This is a genomic window from Microbulbifer flavimaris, assembly GCF_001641755.2.
In the GTDB taxonomy this organism is placed as follows: domain Bacteria; phylum Pseudomonadota; class Gammaproteobacteria; order Pseudomonadales; family Cellvibrionaceae; genus Microbulbifer; species Microbulbifer flavimaris.
In genome coordinates, this window is record NZ_LRFG02000002.1 from 765638 (window position 1) to 785047 (window position 19410).

The 19410-nt window shown below is 61.0% G+C and carries 18 protein-coding genes; 7 read left to right on the forward strand and 11 right to left on the reverse strand.

Features of this window, described 5'->3' with window-relative positions; all coding sequences use genetic code 11:
• Window positions 1–32: 32 nt before the first annotated feature.
• The gene (locus AWR36_RS08115) at window positions 33–3398 is read right to left on the reverse strand and encodes a hybrid sensor histidine kinase/response regulator (protein ID WP_067083532.1); all 3366 of its coding nucleotides are present in this window, start codon (window positions 3396–3398) and stop codon (window positions 33–35) included.
• Between the two features lie 342 nt (window positions 3399–3740).
• On the opposite strand from AWR36_RS08115, the gene AWR36_RS08120 reads away from it, so the two are divergent.
• Window positions 3741–5933 (forward strand): TonB-dependent receptor, encoded by a 2193-nt coding sequence (locus AWR36_RS08120; RefSeq protein WP_067083534.1) that lies wholly within the window; start codon window positions 3741–3743, stop codon window positions 5931–5933.
• Window positions 5934–6092: 159 nt separating this feature from the next.
• Here AWR36_RS08120 and AWR36_RS16205 read toward each other — a convergent pair whose 3' ends face one another.
• Both AWR36_RS16205 and pyk read right to left on the reverse strand, forming a co-directional pair.
• Window positions 6093–6269 (reverse strand): hypothetical protein, encoded by a 177-nt coding sequence (locus AWR36_RS16205; RefSeq protein WP_156417396.1) that lies wholly within the window; start codon window positions 6267–6269, stop codon window positions 6093–6095.
• 172 nt (window positions 6270–6441) lie between these two features.
• Entirely contained in the window at window positions 6442–7878 is a 1437-nt protein-coding gene (gene pyk, locus AWR36_RS08125) for a pyruvate kinase (RefSeq protein ID WP_067084036.1), read from the reverse strand.
• A gap of 174 nt (window positions 7879–8052) precedes the next feature.
• Here pyk and AWR36_RS08130 point away from each other — a divergent pair, with 174 nt between their 5' ends.
• Window positions 8053–8526 carry an META domain-containing protein gene (locus tag AWR36_RS08130; RefSeq protein ID WP_067083536.1) on the forward strand — a complete coding sequence of 158 codons (474 nt, stop codon included), beginning with the start codon at window positions 8053–8055 and terminating at the stop codon, window positions 8524–8526.
• A gap of 75 nt (window positions 8527–8601) precedes the next feature.
• The gene (locus AWR36_RS08135; RefSeq protein WP_082679480.1) at window positions 8602–9102 is read left to right on the forward strand and encodes an META domain-containing protein; all 501 of its coding nucleotides are present in this window, start codon (window positions 8602–8604) and stop codon (window positions 9100–9102) included.
• Window positions 9103–9364: 262 nt separating this feature from the next.
• On the opposite strand, the gene smrA is transcribed toward AWR36_RS08135, so the two are convergent.
• From smrA to AWR36_RS08165, 6 genes are all read right to left on the reverse strand, one after another.
• Window positions 9365–9949, reverse strand: coding sequence for a DNA endonuclease SmrA (gene smrA / locus AWR36_RS08140; protein WP_067083540.1), 585 nt, complete (start codon window positions 9947–9949; stop codon window positions 9365–9367).
• Between the two features lie 27 nt (window positions 9950–9976).
• On the reverse strand, window positions 9977–10849 hold the full coding sequence (locus tag AWR36_RS08145) for an SDR family oxidoreductase (protein ID WP_067083543.1): 873 nt from the start codon (window positions 10847–10849) through the stop codon (window positions 9977–9979).
• Window positions 10842–11306: an acyl-CoA thioesterase gene (locus AWR36_RS08150; protein WP_067083545.1), complete on the reverse strand. Its 465-nt coding sequence runs from the start codon at window positions 11304–11306 to the stop codon at window positions 10842–10844. Before AWR36_RS08150 ends, AWR36_RS08145 begins: the two co-directional genes overlap by 8 nt.
• A gap of 129 nt (window positions 11307–11435) precedes the next feature.
• On the reverse strand, window positions 11436–11936 hold the full coding sequence (secB, locus tag AWR36_RS08155) for a protein-export chaperone SecB (protein WP_067083547.1): 501 nt from the start codon (window positions 11934–11936) through the stop codon (window positions 11436–11438).
• Window positions 11937–12085: 149 nt separating this feature from the next.
• Window positions 12086–12340: a glutaredoxin 3 gene (gene grxC, locus AWR36_RS08160; protein ID WP_067083549.1), complete on the reverse strand. Its 255-nt coding sequence runs from the start codon at window positions 12338–12340 to the stop codon at window positions 12086–12088.
• Between the two features lie 47 nt (window positions 12341–12387).
• Window positions 12388–12780, reverse strand: coding sequence for a rhodanese-like domain-containing protein (locus AWR36_RS08165; protein ID WP_067084038.1), 393 nt, complete (start codon window positions 12778–12780; stop codon window positions 12388–12390).
• A 210-nt stretch (window positions 12781–12990) separates the two neighbouring features.
• On the opposite strand from AWR36_RS08165, the gene gpmI reads away from it, so the two are divergent.
• The 4 genes from gpmI to AWR36_RS08185 all read left to right on the forward strand — a co-directional run bounded on the left by gpmI (window position 12991) and on the right by AWR36_RS08185 (window position 17598).
• A complete protein-coding gene (gene gpmI / locus AWR36_RS08170; RefSeq protein WP_067083551.1) occupies window positions 12991–14544 on the forward strand; it encodes a 2,3-bisphosphoglycerate-independent phosphoglycerate mutase in 1554 nt (517 codons plus the stop codon).
• Window positions 14541–15683 carry a murein hydrolase activator EnvC family protein gene (locus tag AWR36_RS08175; RefSeq protein WP_067083553.1) on the forward strand — a complete coding sequence of 381 codons (1143 nt, stop codon included), beginning with the start codon at window positions 14541–14543 and terminating at the stop codon, window positions 15681–15683. The genes gpmI and AWR36_RS08175 overlap by 4 nt, the downstream gene beginning before the upstream one ends.
• Window positions 15684–15802: 119 nt before the next feature.
• Window positions 15803–17152, forward strand: coding sequence for a S41 family peptidase (locus AWR36_RS08180; RefSeq protein WP_067083555.1), 1350 nt, complete (start codon window positions 15803–15805; stop codon window positions 17150–17152).
• A 131-nt stretch (window positions 17153–17283) separates the two neighbouring features.
• Window positions 17284–17598: a DUF6316 family protein gene (locus AWR36_RS08185; RefSeq protein ID WP_141398497.1), complete on the forward strand. Its 315-nt coding sequence runs from the start codon at window positions 17284–17286 to the stop codon at window positions 17596–17598.
• An 86-nt stretch (window positions 17599–17684) separates the two neighbouring features.
• Here AWR36_RS08185 and hisF read toward each other — a convergent pair whose 3' ends face one another.
• Entirely contained in the window at window positions 17685–18446 is a 762-nt protein-coding gene (hisF, locus tag AWR36_RS08190; RefSeq protein ID WP_067083559.1) for an imidazole glycerol phosphate synthase subunit HisF, read from the reverse strand.
• A 209-nt stretch (window positions 18447–18655) separates the two neighbouring features.
• The gene (gene hisA, locus AWR36_RS08195; protein WP_067083562.1) at window positions 18656–19387 is read right to left on the reverse strand and encodes a 1-(5-phosphoribosyl)-5-[(5-phosphoribosylamino)methylideneamino]imidazole-4-carboxamide isomerase; all 732 of its coding nucleotides are present in this window, start codon (window positions 19385–19387) and stop codon (window positions 18656–18658) included.
• Window positions 19388–19410 lie beyond the last annotated feature (23 nt).

Genomic DNA, 19410 nt, shown 5'->3' on the forward strand with positions numbered 1-19410 from the left:
AACGTCACACTACCCAGTGCGCGACCACCACCCTATACGACCTTGGTCGCAGGGTCGCGACGCCCACTCTTTTGCTGCGCCTGCAGCAGTGCTCGCAGCGCCCCCGGGCGCAGCGGTTTCTGCAGGAATTGCCAGCCAGCGCGCTGGGCACGGTTCTTTACCAGATCGGTGTTTTCCGCCGAGATGATCACGCAGGGCACGGTCGCACCCCAGCGCGCCATCAGTTCCCGCGCCAAGGCAATACCGTCGGTGCTGTTCCCCAGGTGGAAGTCCATCAGCAGCAGGTCCGGCTGCGCCAGTTCCAGCGCAGACTCCCGATTCGGTGCGCTCTCGACCTGACAACCCCACCCCCCCAGCAATGCCTCCATGGCCTCCAGGATGGCCGGCTCGTTATCGACACACGCCACGCGCAGGCTCAGGGAGGACTTCGCCGGCTGCAACTGGGTCGGCGCAGCGGTGCGGCGGGCCAGCGGGCGCGAGCGCGGCAGCCGCACGCGGAAGACACTGCCGTGACCAGTGCGGGAGGTAAGACTGATGGGCGACTGCAGCAGGCGACACAGGCGCTCCACGGTAGCGAGACCCAGGCCGTAGCCATGCTCCCGCTGCACCTCCCGCTCCGGCATATCCAGGCGACAGAACTCGCGGAAGATATTGCGCTGCTGGGACTCGTCGATACCACAACCGGTATCCCAGACCTCCAGGGAAACCCGGTCACCCCGTTCTCGGGCTACCAACAGCACACCGCCACTACGGGTGTACTTCACGGCGTTGTCGAGCAGGTTCTGCACCACCCGACGCAACATTTTCTCGTCGCTGTGCACCCACAGGTCGGTGGGCCGATAGCGCAGCTCGATACCCCGCGCCTCCGCCGCAAGACGGGCCTGGGCCACGGCATTGTCCAGTACCGGCTCCAGCGCCATGGCCTGCATTTGCGGGTGAATATCGCCGGCATCCATACGGGCGATTTGCAGCATATCGGTGATGAGCTGCTCCGCCGCCGCCAGCGCGCTATCAGCGCGGGTGAGCAACCGGGCGCTGTCGCTATCCAGCTGCCGCGCACTGAGCGCATCCAAGAACAGGCGAGTGGCATTGAGGGGCTGCACAAGATCGTGGCTGGCGGCAGCGAGGAAGCGTGTCTTGCCGGCGCTGGCGGCATGCAGCTCGCTGTTGAGTGTCTGCAGCTCGGCGGTGCGTGCGACCACCTTCTGTTCCAGCGAGTCCCTGACTTCCGTCAGCTCACCCAGGGCCCGCTGATAATCGGACACATCGGTGTAAGTGGTCACAAACCCGCCACCCGGTAGTGGGTTACCGCGGATCTCCAGCACCGTACCGTCCGTGCGGTGGCGCTGAACCCGGTAGGCTGTGCCGGCACGCAAGTGGTCTACGCGCTTCTGTACGTGCATCTCCACCGCGCCGGGACCACACTCGCCGCGACTCGCGTTGTAGCGCACCAGCTCCGCCACCGGCTGGCCCACGTAAATCATCGAGCTCGGGTAACTGAACAGCTCTACGTAGCGGCGGTTCCAGGCCACCAAGTTCAGGTTGGCATCGACCACGGAAATGCCCTGGTCGATATTGTCGATGCTGCTCTGCAGCAGTCCGCGACCAAACTGGTAGATAGCGCTGGCCTGCTCCAGTGTCTGCGGACTCACCTCGGCACTGTTGTGCTGCCGCACCAGGCGCCGGGCACTGGTGCTGCCGACAATCCCCGCCAGGATCTTTTCCACCGCATCCCGGTAGTCCTCCGCCGAGGCCACGTTACGGCCACCTGCCTCGCTGGAGATGCCGGCGAACGTGCGCTCGGCAGCGTCGCGGCCAACGAAGCGGGCCAGCAATTCACGCAGGCGGATTTTGTTTACCGGGGTCTCATCGCGCTTGCCGCTCTGGGGCTGCCAGCGGTGCAGCGCCAGTGACACTGACACCAGTAACAGGCTGTTCAAACCCAGGCCGAAGACCGTAGTGATGGACAGCGCACTCCACTCGAGCCCGAGAATTCCCGCGATCAGGTCGGCACTGCCCACCGCTGCCGGCAGGGCGGACAGGCCCCAGATCAGCGATCCGACCGAGAGACCGGCGATCACACCGGCAGCCCGCAATTTGGGCCAGTGGGAAGGCCACCAGGCCGCCGCGATCATGGCCGGCGCCAGCTGCCCCACCAGTGCCAGGGACAGCAGCCCGAAGGTGCCCAGGCGCACCCCGGCACCGATGCCCTCATTGACCGCGAAGGCGGCCAGCATGATCAGGGCAATGATCACCCGGCGCACCCGGCGCAGATCCGTGCCCAGCACCTCGCCCGCCGGGCGCGCCTGCAACCGCTGCAGCCACCAGGGCACCACCATGGTGTTGGCGATCATGGTGGAAAGCGCGATGGTGGCAATGATCACCATGCTGGAACCGGCAGACAGGCCGCCGATAAACGCGAGCAGTGCCAGGGCAGACGAACCACTCTCCACTGGCAAACCCAGCACGAAACGCTCCGGGTTGCTGTAACTGTCCGGCAGCCACATCAGCCCGCCGTAGCCGACAATCAGGATGGCTACCGAAAGAACACCCAGATAGAGAGGGATAAGCTTGCGTACCGGCCCGATGTCCTGCTCGCCGTCACTTTCGATCATCAGGATGTGGAACTGGCGCGGCAGGCAGAACATGGCCGCCATACCCAGCACCACCACAGCCAGGTAACCCGTATCCGCCGGGCGCGACTCGGCCAGTGCCCGCACCTTCTCGCTGTCGAGGCCCTTCCGCACCAGGTCGGCAGCGCCATCGAAGGCACCGCCCACAACGAACCAGGCCACTGCGACAAAAGCGCCGATCTTGACCAGCGCTTCAAAGGCCACCGCCAGCAACATGCCATTGCGGTGCACACTGCTGTCGATATGTCGCGTGCCGAACAGCAGTGCAAACAGCCCGAGTGTGGCACTGACAGTCGCCGTCACCAGCACCGGACTGATATCGCCACTACCGGCCAGCAACAGGAAGCTGTCGGCCACTGCCCGCAGCTGCAGTGCCAAGTAAGGCAGCACTGCCACCAGCGCCAGAATCGCCACCCCCGCCGCCAGCCACTGGGAGCCGCCAAACTGGGCACTGATGAAATCCGCAATCGACGTGGAGCCCTGCTGCTTGCTCATGCGGACAAAGCGGGCCAGCAGCGGGGCCCCCACGATCAGCATCAGGCTGGCACCGACAAAGGTCGGTGGCAGTATCCAGCCCTCCTCCACCGCCTGGGCCGGAGTACCAAAGAACATCCACGCACTGGTGTAGGTACCGGCCAGAGCCAGTAACAGCGGCTTCAGCGGTCTGATCCGCTGCTCCGGCATGCGATCGCCCCAGAAGGCGATGGCAAAAAGCAGCAGTAAATAGGCCAGGGCCACGACGGCCAGGGTAGTCAGGCTGAACAAGCGGGCTCTCTCTCAGTTTTTGTTATTTGGCGCCACGCTTCCGCGAACGGGCCGTGGCGTCAATTGACAAGTCTTCACCCATGACAGGGCGGGGTTTTGCCGGTTATTCTTCGCTGTAGATTTTTCCGCCAATTTCATGAGCCTATCAATGCTTTTGGTCAAAGAATGGGCGGCTAAACCAACATTCTGAACCTTAACCCATTGGCTGTTTTTTGTCCTCCCCCGGACCACACGGGGCCGTCATACCTTGGTCTAACAGGCAATTGGACTTCGAGCGGATACAGTGACTATCCGCGAGATTTATAAGAACCATAAATAATTTGGTGAATGGAGAGAGTCACAATGAGAGCAATCAAGTTTCATCCCCTTGCTGCCGGCGTCATGCTCGCCTGCGGTGCCAGCTTTACCTACGCCGAACCGGCCCTGGAAGAAGTGACCGTTACCGCGCAGAAGCGCGAACAGTCCCTGCAGGAAGTACCGGTGGCGGTAACTGCAATTAGTGAAGACCAGCTAGTTCAGGCTGGTGTCAGCGACCTGACCGACGTACAGAAGCTGTCCCCCAACACTACCCTGCAAGCGAGCCGCGGTACCAACTCCACACTGACCGCATTTATCCGTGGTATTGGCCAGCAGGATCCGCTGTGGGGCTTTGAGCCCGGCGTTGGTATCTATGTGGATGATGTCTACATCGCCCGCCCGCAGGGTGCCGTACTGGACATTCTCGACGTTGAGCGCGTGGAAGTACTGCGTGGCCCGCAGGGCACTCTCTACGGTAAGAACACCATTGGCGGCGCAGTGAAATACGTCACCAAGAAAATGTCCGGTGATACCCGCGTATCGATTTCCGGCGCCCTGGGCAGCTACAGCCAGAATGACCTGAAAGTGGCCGGCTCCACCGAGATCGCCGATGGTGTTTATCTGGGTGGCGCTATCGCCAGCTTCCAGCGCGATGGCTACGGTGAAAACGTCATCACCGGCGACGAGCAGTACAACAAGGACATCGTGAGCGCCCGCGTTGCACTGGAATTCAACCCGAGCGACGCCCTGTGGGTACGCGTAGCTGCGGACCAGACCACTGACAAGTCTGCACCCAAGCATGGCCATCGCTTTGCACCCGGCTTCGGTGGCGAGCCAGTCCTGGATAGCGTTTACGATACCGAGTCCAACATGCTCTACGACAACCTCGTAGAGACCAGCGGCGCGTCCCTGACTGCGGAATATGAGCTGAATGACAGCATCACCCTGAAGTCCATCACCGCCTACCGCCAGGGTGAAACCGAGACCGCGATCGATTTCGATAGCGTCAATTATCCTTACTTCGACGTACCGGCCTTCTACGAGGACGACCAGACCACGCAGGAATTCCAGCTGATCTGGGAAGGAGACAACGCTGACCTTGTAAGTGGTGTCTACTATTACACCGGTACCGCTGCTGGCGCCTTCGATGCGGTGCTGGGCTTCCAGGAGTTCAACCCGCTTGTTGGTATCCCGCTGACCCAGAACGTAGCTGGTTCCGTGGACACCACCAGCCTGTCCGCCTATGCCCACTACAACTGGCAGTTCGCTCCCGACTGGAACCTGAGCCTGGGTGGACGCTATACGAAAGATGAGAAGGATGCTGAAGTCTTCAAGGCCAACTACTTCGGCCTGTATAGCCCGACCTTCCAGGACAAGTACTACCCGGAAGGTGATCCCACCTTCATTCTGGGTGCACCGCTGACTGACTACGCCAATAGTGACAGCTGGGGCGAATTCACTCCGCATATTGGTCTTGACCACCAGATCAATGACGACGTGATGGTTTACGCAGGTTACAGCGCCGGCTTCAAGAGCGGCGGCTTCGACATGCGCGGTGACGCCAGCCAGCTGCCGTCCACGGTAGATGGCTTCGATCCGGAAACTGTGGACACCTACGAGTTTGGTGTTAAGTCTGACCTGTTCAACAACCGTCTACGCCTGAACGCTGCCGCCTTCCGTGCGGACTACAAGGACATGCAGGTTACCGTTCAAGAGTTCAATGCCGCAGGTGGTTTCACCAGTGCCGTGCTGAACGCCGGTGAATCCCGCATTCAGGGTATCGAGGTAGAGGCCACCCTGGCCATGACCGACAACCTGCTGGCCAACCTGGCCCTGGGTTATGCCGATACCGAATTCCTGGAGTTCATCACTGGCGGCGTCGATGTATCCGATCAGCGCGATCTGCAGAACACCCCGGACACTACTGCCATGTTCCAGCTGAACTACTCAGTGCCGATGAACAGCGGTGCGGAAATCGTGATCAACCCGACCGTGTCCTACCGCGCAGATACCCAGATCTTCGAGGTTCCGAGCATCCTCGACCAGGAGGCCTATACACTGGTGGATATGACGGCCACCTTCTACAGTGCTGACGGCAACTGGCAAGCTGGCCTGGTTGGTAAGAACCTGACCGATGAGGAATACCGCATCGCCGGTTATGGCTTCGGTGGCCCGTTCGACACTGGCTTCTACGGCGCTCCGCGCACCATCGCTCTCACCGGTAGCTACAACTTCTAATCCAAATCTCACAGGTTAGGAAGTTACTCGGGGGTCAGGTTGACCCCCAGCTCCTTGAGCAAAAGCCTTGGCCGCGAACAGAAATGTTCGCGGCTTTTTTGTTTTTGCCTGTGGGCCTCAGAACTGGCAAAGCCTGACCGGCAAGGAAGCAGACATAACTCAGGTGGCACGGACGCAGCGCACGAGCGTCTTGGTTTCCAGCTCTTCCTCGATACAGTTGAATTTCTGACCGTTCACGGTCAGGGATTTTGGGGCTCCTTCGGACGCGGTTGTGGAACAACCGGCAACTCCTGTCGCCATGGTCGCTGCCAGCAGAATAAAACAGAATTTCTGCACTGCAGTTACCTCGAAAAATGGTTGGCAGGACGGTAACTTCCATCCTCACGTTTCAGCCTAGAGGAAGCAGCCGTCAAAGTGTGGTGATTCGCGCCATTTTGCAAAAAGTGGCGACAGGGAGTTTTGAAGCAGATTCAGCGAGGAGGCATTAGCGGCTTTTGGGCCCACCCGGTCACGCCACCTGCACAATACGCAAGGTATCGGTGCTGCCTCCCACATCCTGGTGATAGCCACGAGAGACCAGCACAAAGTCACCGGGCTTCAGATAACGACGTTTTTTGAGATAGGCGATCGCCTTGCGATCCCGCTCGACACCATCAAGTCCCTCCACCTGCATCAGCACCGGATCCACGCCCCGGTACAGGGCTACCCGGTTGCAGGTCGATGGATGGCGGCAGAATGCGAAAATGGGAATATAAGAGCGGACCCGTGACATCAGCCGGGCCGTATTGCCGGTCTCGGTCTGGCAGATGATGGCGCGGATATCGCGGCAGTGATTGGCGATCGCCATGGCCGCCATGGCAATGCACTCGTCGCCGGCCGGATAGTTGTCCTGCATCACCCGCGGCGGCCGCCGGGTGGCTCGGTGCTTCTCGGCACCGACAATTACATCCGCCATATGCTCGACCGTTTCTACCGGATAGTCGCCGGCCGCCGTTTCGGCCGACAGCATCACTGCATCGGTACCATCGAGCACCGCGTTGGCCACGTCACAGACTTCAGCCCGGGTGGGTACCGGGCTGGAGATCATGGACTCCATCATCTGCGTGGCGGTGATGACGATGCGACTGAGATGACGGGCGCGACGGATCAGGTGCTTCTGCACCCCCATCAGCTCTGCCTCGCCAATTTCCACCGCGAGATCACCCCGGGCAACCATGATCGCATCACTGGCAAGTATCAACTGGTCCAGTTGTGCCTCATCGGCCACAGCTTCCGCGCGCTCAACCTTGGCCACGATATGGGCGGAACCACCAGCGGCGTGGAGAAGTTGGCGCGCCCTGCTCACATCGGCGGCATCTCTGGGGAATGAGACGGCCAGGTAGTCCAACTCCAGTTCTGCAGCGACTTTGATATCCCGGCGGTCTTTCTGGGTCAGTGCCGGCGCTGTCAGGCCGCCACCGAGTTTGTTGATGCCCTTGTTGTTGGAGAGCCAGCCGCCCACTTCCACCAGGGTATTGAGCCGCTTTCCCTCGACTGTCTGCACCAGCAGGCGCAGCCGTCCATCGTCCAGTAGCAGAACATCGCCGGCATGGCAGTCGCTGGCAAGCTCGGAATAATCCACTGACACCCCTTCGGAATTGCCGGCACCATGGCCCCAGTCGGGGTCAAGCACAAACGGCTCCCCCTTCTCGAGAAAAGCGCGCCCCTCGCTGAATCTTCCGACACGGATCTTGGGGCCCTGAAGATCGCCGAGGATTGCCACATGGCGGTTCTGGCGCCGGGCCTCCTCTCTCACCCGCGCGACGCGGCGACGATGGTCATCGTCATTGCCATGGGAAAAGTTCAAACGGACGGTATCCACACCGGCAGCAATCAGCTTGACCAGGATATCCGCCTTGTCCGAGGCCGGACCGAGGGTGGCAACGATTTTTGTACGTCGGATCATGCGCAAAAACATCCCTGTGATAGCGGCAGCTTTCCGCCCTTGACTGCCTCTATGAGCATAGCCTGTCGTCTATTCCCACTCATTGCCGCCAGTAACAACTAAGCTTGGTGCAGGATGGGTGCACAGGGAACGCTGCCGCCCCTTTTCTCGTGGGCGCAGGAAAGTGAGGTTGTAATGAGCAAATTTGGACTGTTGTGGCTGGCCGGGCTGACACTGGTCATTGCCGGCTGTCTGGGCCTTGGCACAGATCAGCCCCAGGTGATTCAGACAGCGGGCAGCCTGAACTCTGTCTGCGGCAATAAATGGGAGCTGAGGCGGCTGCGGGTCAATGGCGAAGCCGTGGCCATTGAGGAAAACTCGCGCTTTACCTTCCTGTGCAACGCAGAAGGCAGTGTGATGGGCAAGAGCGGTATCAACACCTATCGTGGCAGCCTGCAGATCACCGACAATGGCCTGATGCTGTGGGACACCTCCAGTTTTGCCTCTACCAAGATGGCCGGTCCCGAGCCGCTGATGCAAAAGGAAAACACCTACCTTCGAGCCCTCGCGGGCACCCGACAGGCATTTACCAAATCCGGTGGCGGCCGCCTGATCCTGAGGGACGCCTCCGGGGACATCTATATCGAATATGTCAGGGTTGAGCCTTGAACCCGGCCACAGACCCAGACCACTTTTTGTAGTTAAATATGGCAGACACTTCACCACAATAATGAGAATTGTCCCATGTTGCTCCGGCCCGCAGTTGTTGCCGCCTTTGCACTTCTTCCCGCTTTGAGCGGCTGTGGAATGCTCGGTGACAGCCCCACCGATCCGCCATTGGCAACGCAATCGGTTTGCGATCACCAGTGGCTTCTGAAAAGCCTGTCAGTAGAGGGGCGCGAACACCGCTCCCGGCTGCTGTGGAAAAAACTCTGGCGCGACCGCCCGTATTTTACCTGTGATGAACTCGGTTACGTGCGCGGCAGTGGCGGCAGCAATCCCTACCTGGGTCGCTTCAGCCTGCAGGATGGCGGACAGATTTTGTGGTCCCAGGCCCCCAAAATATCCCGCATGGGCGACGTGCGTGACAGCAGTGAACTGGAGCAGGACTACCTGCGGGCATTGCCACAGACCGACAATCTCAGCGTGGAAGGCGATGCACTGATTCTGGAGAGCGAGAGCGGCACCACCAGAATCGAATTTCGGCGCACAGAGACGCCACCCCCACCTATCACGAATCCCTGAATTCGATTTTCCCTGACACAAAAAAATGGCGGCTCGAGAGCCGCCCACTTTTCTTGTTATCAAAATGCCATCGAACCGGGACGAGAATTCCCACCCAATGTTCACCCCGCCGAAGCGACGGGAAACGCAAGTCAAAGAGAATAGAACAACGATTCCGCTCTCAAGTTGATCACGGACCGGTCAAGCCGTTCGTTGTGAGGACATAGTAGCGCTGAGCCGTGACAAACAAATGACAGTAAGGGGGGCTACCGTCGATTGGCCTTCAACGCCGCCGCTGGTGGCGCTCCAGGTTATCCTGGCGTTTGCGCTCGCTTTTGCGCAGTAATACATAGGTAGCCCCGAGGCCACCGTGTTGTTTCTGCGCACTGTGGAAGGCGAGCACCTCCTCCAGTTGCGGCAACCAGGCGTTGACACAGCTTTTCAGCAGCGCCGGCTGCTTGCGCCCCTCACCCTTGCCGTGGGTGATGAGTGCGCAGCGCACGTCAGCTTCGAGACAATCGCGCACGAATTCGAAAACCGCCCGCCGCGCTGACTCGACAGAGTGGCGGTGCAAATCCAGCCGGGCATCCACCCGGTACTTGCCCAGTCGCAGATTGCGATAGACACCGTTCTGCACGCCGTCGCGCTTGAATTCCAGCGGGTCCCAGGGATCCACCGGATCGATAAATTCCCCCGCCAGGGGATTCAGTTCCTGGCCTTCCTCACGGATCGCTGCCTCCCGCCGGGCGCGCAGGTTGAGTCCGGCCTCCTGTTGTTTTTTCAGGGGCACACGGCGCTCGCGGGCCAGAGGTTTCACATCCCCCAGCTGGCCGAGTGCTTCCTGAAACAGGTTGTTATCGTCTGCCACTGTACTACCTCCCCCCAGTGAAACGTCTTATGGGTCCAGAAACAGGTCCACCGCCAGGTCATCGGCATTGTCGGGGTTATGTGCGTAATCGGTAAAGTCCGTCACGCCGCGCTCGCGCAGCAGCTCCTCATCGATCAGCTGCTGGCCCGACAACTCGTTATTCGGGGTCTGCAGGATCTCGAAGGCGGCATCGGCCATGATCATTGGCTTGCGGCTCTGCTCGAACATTTCCCGGCTGCCCACGGCAAACTCAATGGCGGCGGTGGCCACCAGGGTCCGCGGCCACAATGTGGTGACGCTGACACCCGCCTCCCGCAGCTCTTCTGCCAGGCCCAGGCTGAGAATGCTCATGCCGAACTTGGACAGCGCATAGGGGGCACAGGGTCCAAGCCATTTGGGCTGCAGGTTGAGGGGCGGCGACAGGCTGATAATGTGGCCGTGCCTGGATTTTTTCAGGTACGGAATGGCCAGGTGTGCGGTGAGGTAAACCGCGCGACTGTTGATGCTCTGCATCAGGTCATAGCGCTTGGGCGGCGTGCTCTCGACATTGGTGAGATTGATCGCGCCGGCGTTATTGATCACCGCATCGATACCGCCAAACTTTTCGGCCGCCTGTGACATGGCATCGGCGACCTGATCCTCCTCGCGGACGTCCACCTGCAGCGGCAGCGCCTGGCCGCCGATGGCCTCCACCTCTTCAGCCACGGAAAAAATGGTTCCCGGCAGTTTCGGGTGGGGCTCCGCGGACTTGGCCGCAATGACGATATTGGCCCCGTTGGCCGCACACTTCAGCGCGATGGCGCGACCGATGCCGCGACTGGCGCCGGTGATGAAGACCGTCTTGCCCTTGAGGGCGCCGGTATTCCTGGTCAGGGTAGCGAAAGCTTCGGTTTCACTCATCGGACAGCTCCACGGTAGGTTGGTCGGCACTTACCACGGCCGGGGCATAGATATCCTTGAACAGTTGCGGCATTCGCCGCGGCCTGCCGGACGACAGCTCGATGCAGACCAGTTGCCACTGGGCGCGCAGTATCAGGGCCCCGTCGGCGGGGCGAAACACCTGGAAGCGGCGGGTCATGTTGAGCCGCCCATCCACCCGTGTCAGCCAGGTACCGAACAGCAGTTCGTCGCCCTGCTTCGCCGCCAGTATATAGTCGTACTCCGCGTGACGGATCGCCATGCCGCGGTCAAGGTCCTGGTAATTGGCCACTTCCAGTCCCAGCTCGGCGCTGTGGGCCCAGCCGGCCTGCTCGCACCAGCGCACATATTCAGCGTTATTGGCGTGGTGCAGGCCGTCCACGTGCTCGGCACCCACGGTAATGGACTGGGTGTAGGGGTGCGGCAGATCCCACTGCATGTCGACTTTCTCCGGTTACTGGTCCCGAGCCTATGTGATCCACCCGGTGCCCTCAAGCCCGGTAGCGGATGGCCCACCAACAAAAAAGGCCCCGGATGGGGCCTTTTCGCGTCGAGAGAGGGGAGCCGCTTAGGCTTCGGCCTTCTCTTCCTTGGCGCCTTCGGCCTGCTGCTGGGCCTGGGCCAGAGCGGAGGCGAACAGGGCGTCGAAGTTGATCGGCGGCAGCATCAGGGCCGGGAAGGAACCCTTGGTCACTGCGTTGTCCACCACTTCGCGGGCGTAGGGGAACAGGATCTGCGGGCAGGCAGTGTTCAGCACCTGTGCCAGCTGCTGACCTTCCAGGCCCTTCACGGTGAACAGGCCAGCCTGCTTCACTTCCACCAGGAATGCCGCTTCGTCTTCCAGGTTGACGGTGATGGTCAGGGTCAGGGCGACCTCGTACAGATCTTCATCGATCTTGGAGGTCTTGGTGTTCAGCTCCTGGTTTACCTGGGGCTTCCACTCTTTCTTGAAGACCTCGACACCCATCGGGGTCTCGAAGGAGAGGTCTTTCAGGTAGATGCGCTGCATCGCGAATTGTACGTTTGAAGCTTCTGCGTTAGCCGCTGCGCCGTTTTGTTCTTCAGCCATGTTACTGCCTGTTCTTTATTTAAATGTTTCGTTTTGCCTTCCGTGAGAAAGACTCCCTGTTAGAGTCTTTCAAGTGGGGCCATTGAAAGCCGTTTCAAGGCCGGAATATTCTGCCGAGGTGTTTTTGTCCGCCGGTGACGGGCTCTGCCTCAGGCGTTGAGGAGCTTGTCCAGCTGGCCGCTGCGCTCGATAGCCATCAGCTCGTCGCAGCCGCCCACATGCTGGTCGCCAACCCAGATCTGCGGCACGGTGTGCTTGCCCGCCTTGGCGGTCATCTCCGCGCGCAGGTTGGGATTGCCGTCCACTGCTATCTCGTCGTACTTCACGCCCTTCTTGTCCAGCAGGTACTTGGCCCGCACACAGAAGGGACAGAAGCGAGTAGTGTAAATCACGACGTTTTGCATAATCTTTACCGCAACTCCTCGGTAGAAAATTTTGTCGGCGCTGCCTGTCAGCTCTTGACCAGGGGCAGGTTCTGGTTAGCCCACTCGCTCATGCCACCCTGCAGGCGGCGCACCTGGAAACCCTCGCGCTTGAGCAGACGGCCCACGGCACCAGCGTGCTGGCCGAGTTTGTCTGCCACGATCACGGGCTTCTCCTTGTACTTTGCCAGTTCGCCGATACGTCCGGCCACATCCCCATGGGGAATATGGACAGCATCCACAATGTGTCCGGCACTGAATTCACTGCGGTCCCGCACATCCAGCACCAGGGCACCGTCGACATTGATCAGTCGTGTTACCTCGTGCACGGAAGCCGGTGTGCCGGCCCGGTGGCGCTCGGAGAACGCAAATACATAAAGCAAAAGCACCAGCAAGCTGACCAGCAGCCACTGTTCGCTCATAAAGACGAAAAAGTCCACTCCGCCCCCAACTCTCTCTGTTGTTGTTTTACCGCAGCCCCATGCCGCGGTGCGGCGGCAGTATACACGATTGTGGCGAATTATTAACCAGAGATAGCGTGTCCCACCGGTCGGGCTGCACCTGACCGGGGCCACGGAATCAGGTTAAAATCCGCGTCCGCTTCCCATTCACCGGCACAGGACCCCTCGAACATGGCATCTGCGCAGTCTCACCCCCAGCATCGACCCCTGGTTCTGCTGATCCTGGATGGCTTCGGCCACAGTGAAAACCCCGAGCACAATGCCATTCACGCTGCCAAATCTCCGGTCTGGGACAAGATCTGGGCCGAGCGCCCGCATACCCTGATCCAGACTTCCGGCATGGCGGTGGGCCTGCCGGAGGGGCAGATGGGCAATTCCGAGGTGGGGCATATGACCCTGGGTGCCGGTCGGGTCGTCTACCAGAACTTCACCCGCATCAACAAGGCGATCGAGGACGGCGACTTCTTCCGCAACCCGGCCTATACCGGCGCGGTGGATAAAGCCGTCGCCAACAATGGCGCCGTGCACATCATGGGATTGCTGTCCGAGGGCGGCGTGCACTCCCATGAGGACCACATTGTCGCCATGGTGACCCTGGCCGCACAACGGGGCGCAACGCGCATCTACCTGCATGCATTCCTGGACGGCCGCGACACGCCGCCGCGCAGTGCAGAGCCCTCTCTGCAGCGGCTGATGCAGGTCTGCGATTCTATCGGCAATGCCCGCATCGCCACCCTGGCCGGGCGCTACTTCGCCATGGACCGGGACCAGCGCTGGGACCGCACCCAGTCGGTCTATGACATGCTCACACGGGGCGAAGCAGAGCACCGTGCCGAAGATCCACTGGCGGGGCTGGCCGCCGCTTATGAGCGCGGCGAGAACGATGAATTCGTGGCACCCACCCTGATCGGTGAGCCGGCGCCGATTGCCGATGGCGACGCGCTGATCTTTATGAACTTCCGCCCGGACCGCGCCCGCCAGTTGAGCCGCGCATTTACCGAGGCTGACTTCGATGGCTTCAAGCGTGAGGCCACGCCGAAGCTGGCGGACTTCGTCATGACCACCGAGTACGCCGGCGATATCCAGGCCAGCTGTGCCTTCCCCCCGGAAAACCTGATCAACTCTTTCGGCGAGTATGTTGCCGGCCGCGGCCTCAACCAGCTGCGCATCGCCGAGACCGAAAAGTACGCCCACGTGACCTTCTTCTTCAGCGGTGGCCGCGAGGAACCCTATGCCGGCGAAACCCGCGAGCTGATCAAGTCCCCCAACGTGGCTACCTACGACCTGCAACCGGAGATGAGCGCACCAGAAGTGACCGAGAAGCTGGTAGCGGCCATTGAGAGTGGTCACTACGACGCCATCATCTGCAACTACGCCAACGGCGATATGGTCGGCCACACCGGCGTGTTCGAGGCGGCGGTCAAGGCCGTGGAAGCGCTGGACAGCTGCGTGGAGCGGGTGGTGGGCGCCGCCCTGGCCGCCGGTGGCGAGGTGTTGATCACCGCCGACCACGGCAACGTGGAAGAAATGTACGATGCGGGATCCGGCCAGGTGAGCACTCAGCACTCCACCCTGCCGGTACCTTTCGTCTATATTGGCGAACGCAAGCTGAATCTGCGTGACGGCGGCAGCCTCGCCGACGTCGCGCCGACCATGCTGGTACTGATGGACCTGCCGCAACCGGCAGAGATGACTGGCCACAGCCTGGTGCAATTCGACCAATGAGAACCGTTACCGCAACCCTCTTATCACTGCTCCTGCTTTTGGCCTGGCCGGCCCTGGCCCAGGAAAGCACCGACGCGGAACAGCAGGCGCGCCTTAAGGAAATCAAGGAACGCATTGCCACCCTGCAGGAAGAGCTCAATGAGGTGCGCAGCGAGCGCGACCAGCTGCTCAAGGACCTGGAGGAGAACGAAAAGGATATTTCCGAGCTGCACCAGCGCATCGATCGCATCAAGAACGATATGCGCAGCCGCACCGACAAGCTCAAGGAACTGAAAGAGGAGCAGCAGCAGCTGGAAGAATCGCGGCGAAGTATGCAGCGGCGGGTCGAGCAGGAAGTCGCCGCCGCATATCGACTAGGGAAACAGGAGCAGATCAAGCTGCTCCTGAACCAGCAAGACCCGCAGACCATCGCCCGCCAGCTCCGCTACCACGAATACTTCCTCCAAGAACGCACCCGCGTCATCGACGACTACCTCTCCACCCTGTCCTCGCTACAGACGGTCTCCTCCAGCATCCAGCATGAACGGGACACCCTCGATGCCGAGCGCCAGCGGCTGCAGTCCCGGGAACGGGAGCTGGTCAGTGCCCAGCGGGCCCGCCAGAAAACCCTGGACCGACTGGCCGCACGCCTCGCGGACAAGAGCGGCGAACTGAAGCAGCTGAACGGCGACCGCACCCGCCTGCAGCGGCTGGTGGATGAAGTCGGGCGGGCCATCGCCGCACTGGTGAGCCCACAGGACCAACAACCGTTTGCCAGGCAGCGCGGCCGCATGAGCTGGCCGGCCAAGGGACGGCGGGCCAATGCATTCGGACAGCGTCGCGCCAATGGCATCACCTGGAAGGGCGTCAGTATTCGCGCCAGCGCCGGGGAACCTGTGCGCGCCATCCACCGCGGCCGTGTGGTGTTTTCCGATTATCTGCGCGGCCAGGGCATGCTGATGATCCTCGACCACGGTGATGGCTATATGAGCCTTTACGCCCACAACCAGTCCCTCACCCGCAGTATCGGCGAGTGGGTCGAGCGCGGCGATATGATCGCGCGGACCGGTAACAGCGGCGGTATCGAGCACACCGGTGTCTACTTTGAAATCCGCCATCGCGGCAAACCGCAGGACCCCACCATCTGGTGCCGCGGCTGAAGCAAAGGCTTCCGGCAGACCGGCCACCGTTGGCCTGCGCGCCAACTTGAAAACCTGCAGGAGACCCCGGGTCTACACTTTGGCAAAGAAGCGTAGAAATAAGGCCGAGGTCTCCACCTATGTTCACTCCCAAAGCGCTGACTACACTCATCGGCGCCGCCGCCCTGACCGCTCTGCCCCTGATGGGGCTCAGCGAAGTGGATCCCACCGAGAACCTGGTGCCTAACGCCAGCTCCCGCCTGCCGCTGGAAGACCTGCGCAGTTTTGCCAAGGTTTTCGAACAGATCCGCCAGGGCTACATCGAAGAGGTGGACGACAGCACCCTGCTGGAGTATGCCATCAAGGGCATGCTGCAGGGGTTGGATCCACATTCCTCCTACCTGGACCGGGAATCCTTTGACGACCTGCAGGCCAATACCACCGGCGAGTTTGCCGGCCTCGGTATCGAGGTGGGGATCGAGAACAACCACATCACCGTGGTGACCCCCATGGACGACACCCCAGCCGCCCGCGCGGGGCTGAAGGCCGGGGATATCATCCTGCGCCTGTCCGGCAAATCCATGCGGGGCGTCAGCCTCGATGAGGCCGTCGAGCGCATGCGCGGCCCCAAGGGCAGCACCGTCACCCTCACCATCGCCCGCAAGGGCTACAAGGAGCCCTTCGAGGTCACCCTCAAGCGGGATACCGTGCGCGTTCGCAGTGTGCGCGGCCGTATGCTCGATGATGGCTATGGCTACGTGCGTATCAGCCAGTTCCAGCTCGGCACCGGCGAAGACGTGGTGAAGGCGGTCAATAAACTGCAGGACAAGGGTGCGCTGAAAGGGCTGATCATCGACCTGCGCAACAACCCTGGTGGCGTACTGCAATCCTCCGTGGAAGTGGTCGACGCCTTCCTGGAAGAGGGATTGGTGGTCTACACCGAGGGGCGCACAGAGTCCTCCCAGCTCAGCTATTCCGCCGAGCCCGGTGATATCACCTCGGGGGCACCGATCGTGGTACTGATCAATGACGGCTCCGCCTCCGCTGCAGAGATCGTCGCCGGAGCGCTACAGGATCACCGCCGTGCCGTGGTGATGGGCACCGACAGCTTCGGCAAGGGCTCGGTACAGACCGTCATCCCCATCAACAGCGACCGCGCCATCAAGCTGACCACCGCCCTTTACTACACACCCAATGGGCGCTCGATCCAGGCCCAGGGGATCACACCGGATATCCTGGTAGAGCGGGTCAAGATCACCCGCCTGGAAGGACCGGCCCGCACCACCGAGGCGGATCTGGCCGGTCACCTGGGCAATGGCAATGGCGGTGAGGAGCGCAACGCGGAGGATCGCAAGAAAGCAAAAGCAGGGCGTGAAGACTGGCTGGATCGCGATAACCAGATCTTCGAGGCACTCAATGTCTTGAAAGGCCTCAACCTCTACGCCGGTCGCGACCGCCAGCTGCGCGAGCGCGTGGCCCGCGCCGACTGACTCGCGGATTTGCAACCAGCGCCGGCGCGGCTCCGGCGCTCAAGCTGAAAAGGGAGCCTTCAGGCCCTCAGCTGTGAGAGAACACCGGGCTCTCAGCCGTATCGAGGTAACCTTCGCGACAGGACGTCGCGATGCTGCGGACAGGGATGTATATGGAGCAGTACCGCAAGGGCGAGCAGGGGCGCCCGATCCCCCCGCGTTCCGACCGTTTCTACAAAGTCGGTGATGACTGGTATTTCCAGGTACGGGGCGGCACCTGCTTTGGACCCTACCCGTGCCGGGCATCAGCCGACCAGGCCGTGCGGCTCTACTTTGGACTGCCTCTGGAAGACGGTTCGCGCGGCTCCTCTTCCAGCCCAACCAAACAGAACCCCGCCAAAGGCGCCAATGTTCACCCTTTTGGCAGTCGACGTGCGCATCGCTGGCGCAGAGAGCAGAGACGCTGACTCCCTGTCACGAGAGAAAAGCGCTGCAGTGAGCCCGGTGATCGCCTCCTGCTTGGCGCTTTACCTTTCTCCTGGAGCTACAAGCGTTACACCCGCATCTCGATACCGGCGCCCTGCATATATTGTTTGGCTTCGGCAATGGAGTATTCACCGAAGTGGAAGATGCTGGCCGCCAGTACGGCATCGGCACCACCCTCAAGCACACCGTCCGCCAAATGCTGCAAATTCCCCACACCGCCGGAGGCAATCACCGGCACCGGTACCGCGTCAGAAATCGCGCGGGTCAGGGCCAGGTCGAAGCCGTTCTTGGTGCCGTCCCGATCCATGCTGGTCAGCAGGATTTCTCCCGCGCCCAGGTTGGACATTTTTTTCGCCCATTCCACTGCGTCGATGCCAGTGGGCTTGCGACCACCGTGGGTGAAGATCTCCCACTTGCCCTCTGCGACCTGCTTGGCATCAATGGCGACGACGATGCACTGGCTACCGAAACGCTCCGCAGCCTCGCGCACGAAATCGGGATTTTTCACCGCGGCGGAATTGATCGCGGTCTTGTCGGCACCGGCGTTTAACAGGTTGCGGATATCCTGCAGAGTGCGCACCCCGCCACCGACTGTCAGTGGAATAAATACCTGCGAGGCCATCTGTTCGACGGTGTGCAGGGTGGTATCCCGGTCTTCATGGGTGGCGGTGATATCGAGGAAGGTAATTTCATCCGCACCTGCCTCGTTGTAGCGCCGGGCGATTTCCACCGGATCACCGGCATCGCGGATGTCGACAAAGTTCACGCCTTTGACCACGCGGCCGGCGTCGACGTCGAGACAGGGAATAATGCGTTTGGCGAGGGCCATAATATTTAATTTATCTGGGTTGTTTCAGGTTTGCGGCTCAGCCCGTATAGAGGGCCCAGGGGCGTCGGCGCACCGGGATAGGCATTTTGAAAACGTATGAATACATCCCTGTAGCTCCGTCGGTAACATCCCTGTTACCGACGATTTCCAAATGCCTATCCCGGCACTCCAACTTAAAATCCAGGTTTTGCACACGCTGGAAGTAATATTTATTTCTTCCAGCTATCACACAGCTTCTGCGATTCTGCGAGGTCCAGCTTGTCCTCGTAAATCGCCCGGCCGGTAATCGCGCCGTAAATATCCCCGGCCTCCAGTAGCTGCTCGATATCGGCGATGCAGCTGACGCCGCCGGAAGCGATGATGGGGATCTGCACTGCGCGCGCCATCTCCTGCGTCGCCGGGATATTCACACCCTGCATCATGCCGTCGCGGGCGATGTCGGTGTAAACGATAGCGCTCACACCGCAGTCTTCGAAGCGCTTGGCCAGTTCTGTAGCCTGCTGGTCGGAGACTTCCGCCCAGCCCTCGGTGGCCACCAGGCCATCCTTCGCATCGAGGCCGACGATGATGTGGCCTTCGAATTCGCGGCAGGCTTCTTTCACCAGATCCGGGTTCTTCACCGCGGCGGTACCGATAATGGCCCAGGTAACCCCGGCATCCAGGTAGCGCTCGATGGTGGGCAGGTCGCGGATACCGCCGCCGATCTGCACCGGCAGCTCTGGGAACTCCTTTGCGATAGCGGTTACGGCTTCACCATTAACCGGGTTGCCGGCAAAGGCTCCGTTCAGGTCCACCAGGTGCAGGCGTCGGGCACCCTGGTCGACCCAGTGGCGAGCGGTGGCCAGTGGATCGTCGGAAAACACGGTGGCATCTTCCATTTCGCCCTGGCGCAGGCGCACGCACTGGCCGTCCTTCAAATCGATGGCAGGAATTACAATCATGGTTCGGTCTTACTGTCGGCGTT

Bases quoted from the DNA above. Each gene is read 5' to 3' on its own strand.
- AWR36_RS08120 (WP_067083534.1), top strand. From the start codon at position 3,741: ATGAGAGCAATCAAGTTTCATCCCCTTGCTGCCGGCGTCATGCTCGCC.
- pyk (WP_067084036.1), bottom strand. From the start codon at position 7,878: ATGATCCGACGTACAAAAATCGTTGCCACCCTCGGTCCGGCCTCGGAC.
- AWR36_RS08130 (WP_067083536.1), top strand. From the start codon at position 8,053: ATGAGCAAATTTGGACTGTTGTGGCTGGCCGGGCTGACACTGGTCATT.
- AWR36_RS08135 (WP_082679480.1), top strand. From the start codon at position 8,602: ATGTTGCTCCGGCCCGCAGTTGTTGCCGCCTTTGCACTTCTTCCCGCT.
- AWR36_RS08145 (WP_067083543.1), bottom strand. From the start codon at position 10,849: ATGAGTGAAACCGAAGCTTTCGCTACCCTGACCAGGAATACCGGCGCC.
- AWR36_RS08150 (WP_067083545.1), bottom strand. From the start codon at position 11,306: ATGCAGTGGGATCTGCCGCACCCCTACACCCAGTCCATTACCGTGGGT.
- secB (WP_067083547.1), bottom strand. From the start codon at position 11,936: ATGGCTGAAGAACAAAACGGCGCAGCGGCTAACGCAGAAGCTTCAAAC.
- grxC (WP_067083549.1), bottom strand. From the start codon at position 12,340: ATGCAAAACGTCGTGATTTACACTACTCGCTTCTGTCCCTTCTGTGTG.
- AWR36_RS08165 (WP_067084038.1), bottom strand. From the start codon at position 12,780: ATGAGCGAACAGTGGCTGCTGGTCAGCTTGCTGGTGCTTTTGCTTTAT.
- gpmI (WP_067083551.1), top strand. From the start codon at position 12,991: ATGGCATCTGCGCAGTCTCACCCCCAGCATCGACCCCTGGTTCTGCTG.
- AWR36_RS08175 (WP_067083553.1), top strand. From the start codon at position 14,541: ATGAGAACCGTTACCGCAACCCTCTTATCACTGCTCCTGCTTTTGGCC.
- AWR36_RS08180 (WP_067083555.1), top strand. From the start codon at position 15,803: ATGTTCACTCCCAAAGCGCTGACTACACTCATCGGCGCCGCCGCCCTG.
- AWR36_RS08185 (WP_141398497.1), top strand. From the start codon at position 17,284: ATGCTGCGGACAGGGATGTATATGGAGCAGTACCGCAAGGGCGAGCAG.
- hisF (WP_067083559.1), bottom strand. From the start codon at position 18,446: ATGGCCCTCGCCAAACGCATTATTCCCTGTCTCGACGTCGACGCCGGC.
- hisA (WP_067083562.1), bottom strand. From the start codon at position 19,387: ATGATTGTAATTCCTGCCATCGATTTGAAGGACGGCCAGTGCGTGCGC.